This is a genomic window from Niallia sp., from assembly GCF_031978665.1.
In the GTDB taxonomy this organism is placed as follows: Bacteria; Bacillota; Bacilli; order Bacillales; family Cytobacillaceae; genus Niallia.
Map to the genome: position 1 here is coordinate 26,086 of NZ_DALZDK010000047.1, position 9,734 is coordinate 35,819.

General features: G+C 33.7%; 9 protein-coding genes and 1 tRNA gene. 4 read left to right on the plus strand and 6 right to left on the minus strand.

Going from position 1 to position 9,734, the window contains the following annotated elements; translation table 11 throughout:
* Positions 1-10: 10 nt before the first annotated feature.
* Positions 11-754: an NADPH-dependent oxidoreductase gene (locus RTL21_RS20830; RefSeq protein WP_312098741.1), complete on the minus strand. Its 744-nt coding sequence runs from the start codon at positions 752-754 to the stop codon at positions 11-13.
* 261 nt (positions 755-1,015) lie between these two features.
* Entirely contained in the window at positions 1,016-1,798 is a 783-nt protein-coding gene (locus RTL21_RS20835) for an SDR family oxidoreductase (RefSeq protein WP_312098743.1), read from the minus strand.
* A gap of 187 nt (positions 1,799-1,985) precedes the next feature.
* Here RTL21_RS20835 and RTL21_RS20840 point away from each other — a divergent pair, with 187 nt between their 5' ends.
* From RTL21_RS20840 to RTL21_RS20855, 4 genes are all read left to right on the plus strand, one after another.
* Entirely contained in the window at positions 1,986-2,981 is a 996-nt protein-coding gene (locus RTL21_RS20840; RefSeq protein ID WP_312098744.1) for a zinc-dependent alcohol dehydrogenase family protein, read from the plus strand.
* A gap of 78 nt (positions 2,982-3,059) precedes the next feature.
* A complete protein-coding gene (gene tlp / locus RTL21_RS20845; protein ID WP_396954481.1) occupies positions 3,060-3,299 on the plus strand; it encodes a small acid-soluble spore protein Tlp in 240 nt (79 codons plus the stop codon).
* Positions 3,300-3,522: 223 nt separating this feature from the next.
* A complete protein-coding gene (locus RTL21_RS20850; RefSeq protein ID WP_312098746.1) occupies positions 3,523-3,852 on the plus strand; it encodes a hypothetical protein in 330 nt (109 codons plus the stop codon).
* Between the two features lies 1 nt (position 3,853).
* Positions 3,854-5,575 (plus strand): ATP-binding protein, encoded by a 1,722-nt coding sequence (locus RTL21_RS20855; protein WP_312098747.1) that lies wholly within the window; start codon positions 3,854-3,856, stop codon positions 5,573-5,575.
* A gap of 89 nt (positions 5,576-5,664) precedes the next feature.
* Here the strand turns inward: RTL21_RS20855 and nspC are convergent, their stop codons facing one another.
* The 4 genes from nspC to RTL21_RS20875 form a co-directional block, all read right to left on the minus strand.
* A complete protein-coding gene (gene nspC / locus RTL21_RS20860; RefSeq protein ID WP_312098749.1) occupies positions 5,665-6,804 on the minus strand; it encodes a carboxynorspermidine decarboxylase in 1,140 nt (379 codons plus the stop codon).
* 10 nt (positions 6,805-6,814) lie between these two features.
* Positions 6,815-8,014 carry a saccharopine dehydrogenase family protein gene (locus tag RTL21_RS20865; protein ID WP_312098750.1) on the minus strand — a complete coding sequence of 400 codons (1,200 nt, stop codon included), beginning with the start codon at positions 8,012-8,014 and terminating at the stop codon, positions 6,815-6,817.
* Between the two features lie 277 nt (positions 8,015-8,291).
* A tRNA-Ala gene (locus tag RTL21_RS20870) sits at positions 8,292-8,367 on the minus strand.
* Between the two features lie 289 nt (positions 8,368-8,656).
* A complete protein-coding gene (locus tag RTL21_RS20875; RefSeq protein WP_312098752.1) occupies positions 8,657-9,349 on the minus strand; it encodes an MgtC/SapB family protein in 693 nt (230 codons plus the stop codon).
* Positions 9,350-9,734 lie beyond the last annotated feature (385 nt).

A 9,734-nucleotide genomic window follows, 5' to 3' on the forward strand; every position in this document is an offset into this window, starting at 1 on the left:
TTTTTATGTATTAATCTTGCATATCCTTTGCCAGGAATCCTTGTTGTTTAATCATTTTTGCATTACTTGGATAATAGGATTTGTCATAGAAATTAGCAATTCGATTTGTCCATCCTACTGGGGTTTCTCCTCTATTCTTTAAATATTCTTTAAATGTAGCATTGTATTCTTCGATAATAGCTAATTGGTTTTCATCATATTTTTCTTCTTGAAGAACACTTTGTAAAGGCAATCTAGGTTTTAATCCTGGGTCTCCATCAGGATACCCAACGCAAAGTCCAGAGATCGGGATTACATATGTAGGTAGCTGCAAAAATTCTATAACTTCCAAAGCGTTGCGACGAATACCACCTATTGGAACAGTTCCTAAACCAAGTGATTCGGCAGCAGTTATGGCATTTTGCATGGCAAGCCCTACATCGGTCGCTCCAATTAAAAGTGTATCCACATCTTCGATTGCTTTAAAATCCTTTCCTTCTATTTCACTAGCTAATTTTGCTCGATAAAAATCTGCACAAAATACAAGAAAGGCAGGCGTGTTTTCAACATGTTTTTGATTGCCGCATAATTCCGCTAATTTTTTCTTTCTCGCTTCATCACGAATAAGGATAGCTGTAACATGCTGTCCATTGGTCCAAGAAGGGGCGCTTTGTGCTGCTTCCATTATTAAATGAAGTGTTTCAAAACTTACTTCCTTATCTTGATATTTACGATAAGAACGGTGATTTTTTAATAATTGTATTGTTTCATTCATCTAGAGATGCTCCTTTTATGATCTTTCCTTCATTTTAGCATAGGCTTGGGGTGGAATGTCCTCTCTGCTGCTTAAAGTTTTGATAAGAAGGGGGGTTTTTATTAAAGGGCAAAAAAGCAAATGACGATGAATTTTTTAATCCACTATGATAACCACTGATATTTCCATTTTAATTTAGCGAGTCGTCCGCTCGCTGTAAGTTAAGTGGGCGGACGACTAGGGAAACCAAATGCACTTCTTATTAAATCCATATAATATTCCTTATAAGAGAGATTCGGCTCCATCAATATATATTTCTGTTCCAGTAATATGATTGGATAAATCAGAGCTTAAAAAATAGACTAAATCTGCAACTTGCTCTGCGCTACCTGATGCTTGGGATAGTGGCTGATTCCCTTCTGGATATTCAACAGGAATGGTTATTTCTTTTAAGTGTTTCTCATCTTTAAATGTATTTTTTCCGATATTTGTATCGATCGCTCCTGGGCAAATCATATTCACTCGTATTTTGAATTGGGCTAATTCTAGGGCGGCCATTTTTCCAAAAGCAACTTGACCAGCTTTTGATGTACTGTAAGCAGACATTCCAAAGTTTTTAAAAATACGATTTCCATTTATACTACTTGTTATAATAATACTTCCGCCATTGTTTTTCATATAAGGAATACTATATTTAACCGTTAAAAAGGTGCTTTTCAAATTGGTGTCAATTGTTTTATCCCACTCGGAAGGTGTAAGATCTTCAATCGAAGAAACGGCGCCGTTAATTCCAGCATTAATAAATACAGAATCTATTCTATTCCATTTCTTATAGGTTTCATCAATAGCTCGCTGAATAGAGGGAGGTTCTGCGACATTTGCTTCTAATGATATTGCTTCTTGCCCTTTATTATTAATAGATATTTTTACTTCCTCTAGATCGTCAGCATTTAAATCAACCAATGCTACTTTCATTCCCTTATTTGCCAGCGAGATTGCTGCTGCCTTTCCAATACCTGAAGCAGCCCCTGTAATGATGGCAACTTTATTTTCAAGGTTATTCATTTTAGTATCCTCCTTGATAAATATCGATCACGATATTGTTAGTATGATAGAGATAAGATACTAATATCCATTTTTAAAGAAATAAAAACGTTTTACTTGCCAATAGATGAATAAAGAGGAAAGTAATGCTATATTTTCGAAAAAAGGAAACAAATTAGGTAATATGGAGATAAAGGAGAGGATTACAATGAAAGCAATGATAATAGAAACATTTGGAGAGTCATCGATATTTAAGTTAAAAGATGTTGAAATAGCGAAATTATTGCCAGGTCAGGTACGAGTAAGGGTAAAAGCAACTAGTGTTAATCCAATTGATATTAAAGTTCGAACTGGTGCTGTACCAGCAGTTTCTCCATCCTTCCCTGCAGTGTTACATGGTGATGTAGCAGGTATCATTGAGGAGGTGGGAGAGGGTGTAAAGTCCTTTCAAGTAGGAGATGAAGTATATGGATGTGCTGGTGGTTTTAAAGGGTTAGAGGGAGCGTTAGCAGAATATATGATTGCTGATGCGGGGGTTTTAGCACATAAGCCTTTGAATATTTCAATGGAAGAAGCAGCAGCCATTCCACTAGTTGGAATTACAGCTTGGGAGTCTTTATTTACAAAAGGGGCTTTGAAAAAGGGAGATGATATCTTAATTCATGGTGGAGCAGGCGGTGTTGGTCATATTGCCATTCAATTAGCAAAATGGGCTGGAGCAACTGTATTTACAACCGTTTCCTCTATTGAAAAACAAGCAATTGTTAAAGAATTGGGAGCTGATTATGTCATTCCTTATCGAGAGTCGTCTGTTAAAGAATATGTAGAGAAGTATACTGATGGAAAAGGATTCCCTTTTGTTTTTGATACAGTTGGTGGTAGCAATCTTGATCAATCTTTTGAAGCGGCAGCCTTAAATGGGACTGTTTTAACGATAGCGGCTAGATCTACACATGATTTAACACCTTTACATTCGAAAGGACTTTCACTACATGTTACGTTTATGCTTCTTAAGCTGCTTGATGAGGCCAAGCGTTTTGAACATGGGAATATTTTACGACATATTACTGCAGTGGTAGAAGAAAATTGTTTAAAGCCCGTCCTTGATAAAAAAACATTCTCTTTTGAGGAAGTAGGGGAAGCGCATGATTATTTGGAATCGGGAAAGGCTGTAGGAAAAATTATTCTTGTTAATAAGTGGTAGTTTTTATTATACGAGAAGCTTAGTATAAAAAATCAGTTAGACATCCAAAATACATACGTAGCATATTATTAAGGAGGAATAACGATGAGCTTTCAAAAGCCAAATCCCGATGATCGTTCTGATAATGTAGAAAAATTGCAGGACATGGTACAAAACACAAGTGAAAATATTGACAAAGCAGAAGAAACACTTATGAATGCTAGTGCTGGTGAAAAAGAAATGATTCAACAGAAAAATCAACGAAGAGAAGCTGCAATACAGTCATTTAAAGAAGAGATTCAAGACGAAGCATCTGATAGAGAAAATGGTTATCAGTAATAAAAAAAATATTACTTAATTAGTAACAGGCTGCACGAAAAATTCTAATCTCATAAGTAATTATGCAAGCTAATTCTTTGGAACGAAAAAGAATTAAGGTAATTATCTTGTGAATTGGAACGATTCCTTGGTGCGGCCTTTGTCTTATTTTACTGGTGTAAATCGGTTTTCATAGTAAAATATATATATTAATGAATGAATTTAGATATAGGAGAAAGTAAGTATGAAGTCGGTTATTACCAGAATGGGGATTTTTGGTCCTATTTTTTCAAATGTAAATAAGTACTCTGATGTATTAGAGAATACTAATAATATATTGAAGCAAAGGGCATCTAGTAGTTCCAGAAGAACACGCAAAGGGCAAATAAGGAATACGAAGCAAGAAATAATGTTGCGAAAAAACTTTATTCAAGCGATGATTATTACCTTTATAAATGACTATTATTTATCTTATCTACTTATTAAGACACTAATAATTGAGTGTGTTTTAATATTGGCACATGGATATGGAGGAAATAACAGTTGTAGAATGATAGCAAAAGGAGGTGCATAAAGTGGAAGCAATATTATTACTAATGATTTCATTAGTTCCACTTATTATTTCTGTGACGATTATCTTTTATTCACAGTCTCAGATAACAAAGGCATTATCTTTTTTCTTATGTATGTTATCCTTCTGGCAAATGGATATCGCTGTGCTATATGCAGAAGATTTTTTAAGCAGGGATATAATTGAATTCTTATTTAAATTATTTCGAATTGGAACCATTTGTGTCATGCCCGTTATGTATTATTTTTCCTATTATTTAGTAACTGAAAATAAAGAGTTGAAACGATTTAGAGTATTGCTCAATAAGCCGTGTTTATACTTTTTAATTTTCTATAGCTTAGTTACATACATTATTAATTTTACAAGCCTTGGCATTAAGGATTTTGTTATTGTGGAAGGGAATTTACTATCTTCTGAATATGTATTTCCTATTTATGGAGAATGGAATTTTTTATTTATATTTAATATTGTCCTTTTATGTATAAATACCTTCATTTTATTAGTTATTTCTTTTAAAATAAAGAATCCAATTTTTAAAAGATTTAATTTGCAATTTGTTATAGCTATTATAATCATTTATATAAATGGTATATTTAGTGGTTTTGTTTTTATTCCATTGTTTTTTTCAAGCTTTAATTCTTTGATAGCAGCTGTTTTTTTATTTTCAAGCTTTTTCCAAATGCAATCAACCAATATGAAAAATATGAATGAAGAGCTGTCGCGACAAAGTGAATTATTAGAGGCAATGATGGATATAAACCCTAATTATTTGCTTGTTAAGAATGGGCAGGAACAGGTAGTAAAAATGAATCCTACTTTCTTACATTTATTATCGTTAGAAGAAAATGATTGGTTAGGTCGAAATTTTTCCTATATTGCAGAGTATATCAATATGGAGACAGACAATCCACATCGCTTTGTAGACAGTAGAGGGAAAACCTATTTTATAATTTGGGGAAAAAAAGAGCTTATACATAGTACTGGAGAAGAATACCATCTCTATTTCGGTCATGATATAACCGATCAGAAGCGTAATGAACAACTGATGATTTCTTCAGAGAAATTAAAAGTAGTAGGAGAGATGGCTGCTAGTGTTGCCCATGAAATCCGTAATCCACTTACAACAATTAGAGGATTTATCCAGCTTCTTAAAGAAAAAAATGATGCTTCTGGTTATGAAACCATATTACTTGACGAAATTGACCGAATTAATGAAGTGTTAAAGGAATTACTTATTCTGAGTAAGCCAGAGGCAAAAGAAAATGAAAGCAATGTAATATCTATTACAAATACATTTATAGAATTGAAAAATATAAAAGTGTTATTTCAAGCATTGGCTAATGAACAAAATAAAGAGATTACGGTTGAAAATAGAGCAGTTAAAGAAATAATTGCTTTTATTGATAATGCTCAATTTAAACAAGTGCTATTAAATATTTTGAAAAATAGCATGGAGGCTATTTCGCCACAAACTGGTAAAGTAAAAGTGATTCTGGATCGAAAAGAAGAAGGGTGCAGAATTAGAATAATTGATAATGGTGATGGAATAAGCAAAGAAAGGCTTGCTCGAATTGGAGAACCATATTATACAAGCAAGGAAAAAGGAACGGGAATAGGTTTAACGATATGTCTGAAACTTCTTAAACAAAATAACGGAGATATGGTTGTGAAGAGCAAAGTAGGATGGGGGACGGCGGTCACAATAATATTGCCGTGTTTTCGTTAATCTGCTTGTGTCTAAAATTGATTGTCTTATAATAAAAAAGCGGATATTTAAAGGAGGGTAATCCTTTTAAATATCCGCTTTTTCTTCGTTTAAGATAATCGATTACTATAATCTTCAAAGACAAATTGACGAACAACTTTTAATCCTTCTTCTTCGTTATAAGAAGCAATAGAAGGTAAGTTGACACCATTAAACATATGGTTTTTAACCATGGTGTAATGAGCCATATCACAGAAAATGACTTTATCGCCAGGTTTTAATGGTTCTTTGAAAGAATAATCACCAATGACATCGCCTGCTAAACATGTCATTCCGCCGAGTCTATAGGTATATTCATTGTCACCAGGCATACCAGCATCAATAATATTTGGTCGATAAGGCATTTCCAGTACATCTGGCATATGACATGTTGCAGATGTATCAAGAATAGCAATATCCATTCCGTTATGAACAATATCAAGGACAGTGGAAACTAAATAACCTGTATTTAAGGCAATAGCTTCACCTGGCTCTAAATAAACATCTACATTATATTTTTCCTTTATATATAAAATAGATTCAACAAGTGTTTCAATATCATAATCTGGACGTGTAATATGATGTCCTCCACCAAAGTTAATCCACTTCATTTTCTTTATATATTCACCGAACTTCTCATCGACTACTTGTATCGTACGTTTTAAAGTATCTGAATTTTGTTCACACATTGTATGAAAATGAAGGCCATCAATACCATCTAATTCATCTGGATTAAAGTTATCCAATGTTATGCCAAATCTAGAGAATGGTGCACATGGGTTATAAAGTTGTGTCTCTATTTCTGAGTATTCAGGATTAATTCGAAGACCAACATCAATTTTCTTTCCAGCATTTTGGACTTTATCTTTAAATCGATTCCACTGGCTGTGGGAATTAAAGACGATATGGTCTGTATATTGAAGTAATTCATCGAACTCACTGTCGGCATATGCAGGTGCATATGCATGTACTTCTTTGCCCATTTTCTCATATCCAAGTCTAGCTTCAAATAGAGAGCTAGATGTTACTCCTGCTAAGTATTTACCTACTAAAGGAAATACGGAGTGCATGGAAAATCCTTTTAACGCAAGGAGAATTTTTGCGCCAGTACGTTCCTGTACAGACTGCAAAACTTCTAAGTTTTTCGTTAAAAGACGCTCGTCCACTACATAACTTGGTGATGGAGCTTGTGTAAAATCAATCTTTTTCATTTCATTCCTCTCAATCTATAAGAGTTGGAGAGAAGTTCTCCTGCCATGGTAATCCGTATTTATTTAATGCATCCATGAATGGATCTGGATCAAATTCCTCTACATTATATACCCCTGGACGCTTCCATTGCCCTTTCATGATAAGCATTGCGCCAATCATTGCTGGAACACCAGTTGTATAAGAAATTGCTTGAGATCCTACCTCACGATAACATTCTTGGTGATCACAAATATTATATACATAATACGTTTTTGGCTTGCCATCTTTAGTTCCTTGAATGATACAGCCGATATTTGTTTTTCCTTTTGTTCTAGGTCCAAGTGAAGCTGGATCTGGAAGGATTTCTTTTAAGAATTGTAATGGAATAATCTCTTTGCCTTCATAATTAATTGGTTCGATAGATGTCATTCCAACATTTTCAAGAACCTTCAGGTGGTTTAGATAATTATCAGAGAAAGTCATCCAGAAACGAATTCTCTTAAGTCCTTTAATGTTAACTGCTAATGATTCTAGTTCTTCATGGTATAAAAGATAGATGTTTTTAGGACCAATTTGATCTAAATCGTATTCTCTTTTTTCAGAAAGTGGTGGTGTCTCAATCCATTTGCCATCTTCCCAGTATCTACCGTTCGCAGTGATTTCACGAATGTTAATTTCTGGATTGAAGTTTGTAGCGAATGGATAGCCATGGTCTCCGCCATTAGCATCGACAATATCAATATAATTAATTTCATCGAAATGATGTTTTTGTGCATATGCCGTGAAAACACCAGTTACTCCAGGATCAAATCCACTACCAAGTAGAGCGGTCAAGCCAGCTTCCTCAAACTTTTGCTTATATTCCCATTGCCATTTATATTCAAATTTAGCTGTCTCAGGTGGTTCATAGTTTGCGGTATCTAAGTAATGTACACCAGTAGCAAGACATGCATCCATAATTGTTAAATCTTGATATGGTAATGCAACATTGATTACTAATTCTGGTTTAAAGTTATTGATTAACTCAATTACTTCTTCTGTATTATCAGCATCGACCTGAGCGACTGAAACTTTTGTTTTGCCACCGTCAATTTTATTTTTAATTGCTTCACACTTTGAAAGTGTTCTGCTTGCGATACAAATTTCCTCGAATACATCTGGTACTTGACAGCATTTATGTGCAACAACACTTGCTACTCCGCCAGCACCAATAATTAATGCTTTTCCCAACATGAATTACCTCCTTTAATACTACCTAAAAAAATTCAATAAGGCTGATTATACATAATGTGCGTAAAATAATCTATATAATCCAGTAAAATATAAAAATTTTTTAATAAAAATTTATTAATAGAAAATACAATTCTAAAAATAGGGGAGAATAGGGGAACATTAAACTATTAATTCAATTAGAATATTTTTGAAGTGAACAGAGCAATACTTCGTTGCTACTCGTGAATAGGCATAAAAAAAACGACTGTAATAGTCGTTGGTTTTATAAAGAATATGGTGGAGACTATCGGGATCGAACCGACGACCTCTTGCATGCCATGCAAGCGCTCTCCCAGCTGAGCTAAGCCCCCATAATAATATCTATCATTATTATACAGATATGAACAGAAATTTCAAGTTATATAAACAAGCAAGAAAGATGAGACGAAAAGTAGCTTCTTATATATATACTTGGAAACTAACGTCTCCTGATAGCTACCGGGAATTAATAATTAAGAAAAAAGAGGGCTTTTCATTTAGAAAAGGGAGTTTATCAATTGTAGTATTTAAAGGTCATGAAAGATGAAGAAGGAAGAAAGTCGATTTGCCGCAAATATATATAGTCGAACCTTCTTCCTAGAAGTAATAGTACTTTAGAAGTTAATTTAAACTTTCTATTTCGATTTCTTTCACTCCATGAATTTCAGAAATCTCTTTATAAACGTCAGTAACTTCTCTTTTTTGATCTACAATAACAATAAGAAAGATGGAATGTTCTCCAGATTCTAAGTCTTTTATTCGAATATGCTTTATCCCTGTTTTTAAATTGCGAATGGCTTTAATAATAGTAGATACGTTTTCTTTTTGATCAGCTTTTAGCTTTACTCTAATTTCTTTTTCGCGTAGTTGACGAGGACCAATCATACTCATGAAAATTGGAACAAATTTAACACTGATTAATAGAAGGGCAACTCCGATTAGAGCTTCTATATAATACCCAGCTCCAACTGCAATGCCAATGCCTCCAGCTCCCCATATTAATGCTGCAGTAGTTAAGCCTGAAATACTGTCGTTTCCTCTTCTAAGTATGACGCCTGCTCCTAAGAAACCAATTCCTGAAACTATTTGAGCAGGAAGACGTAAAGGATCCATCTGAATATTAACCTGATCGCTACCGGGGAATTTATAAGCTGCTTCAATAGAAATAATGGTTAGTAGGCAGCTTACGATACTTATTACAAGACTTGTTTTTAGACCAACGGGCTTTCGTTTGATTTCTCTTTCTAATCCAATGATTAATCCCAGACCAGCGGAAATCCCTACTTTTAATAAAAAATCTATATTAATATCCATCTTCGTTTCATCTCCTGTAGATTACTTAGTTATTGTAATGGTGTCATTAATGATTATGGTTGCGCTAAAGTTTGAAAAGAAACAGGAAATTAAACATCAAACAGTTTTAACTTTATGGGATGAAAATCGACGTTAAGCAATTACAAAAAACTTAAAATATAATAACCTTTTTTCCTCTATTGTAAACACCAAATATTAATTAAGTGTATGTTATATAATGAAAAAAATTCTTCTTGTAGAACGATAACCCTTCTTTTAAATAATCTCTGAATTTTTTTTGAAAAAGTATTGACGTCTATCTTGGAATAATGTTATATTTATATCCGTCGCTGAAACAACACGAAATGTTGAAGTGAACGACGGAAAAGTTTTTTAAAAAACTATT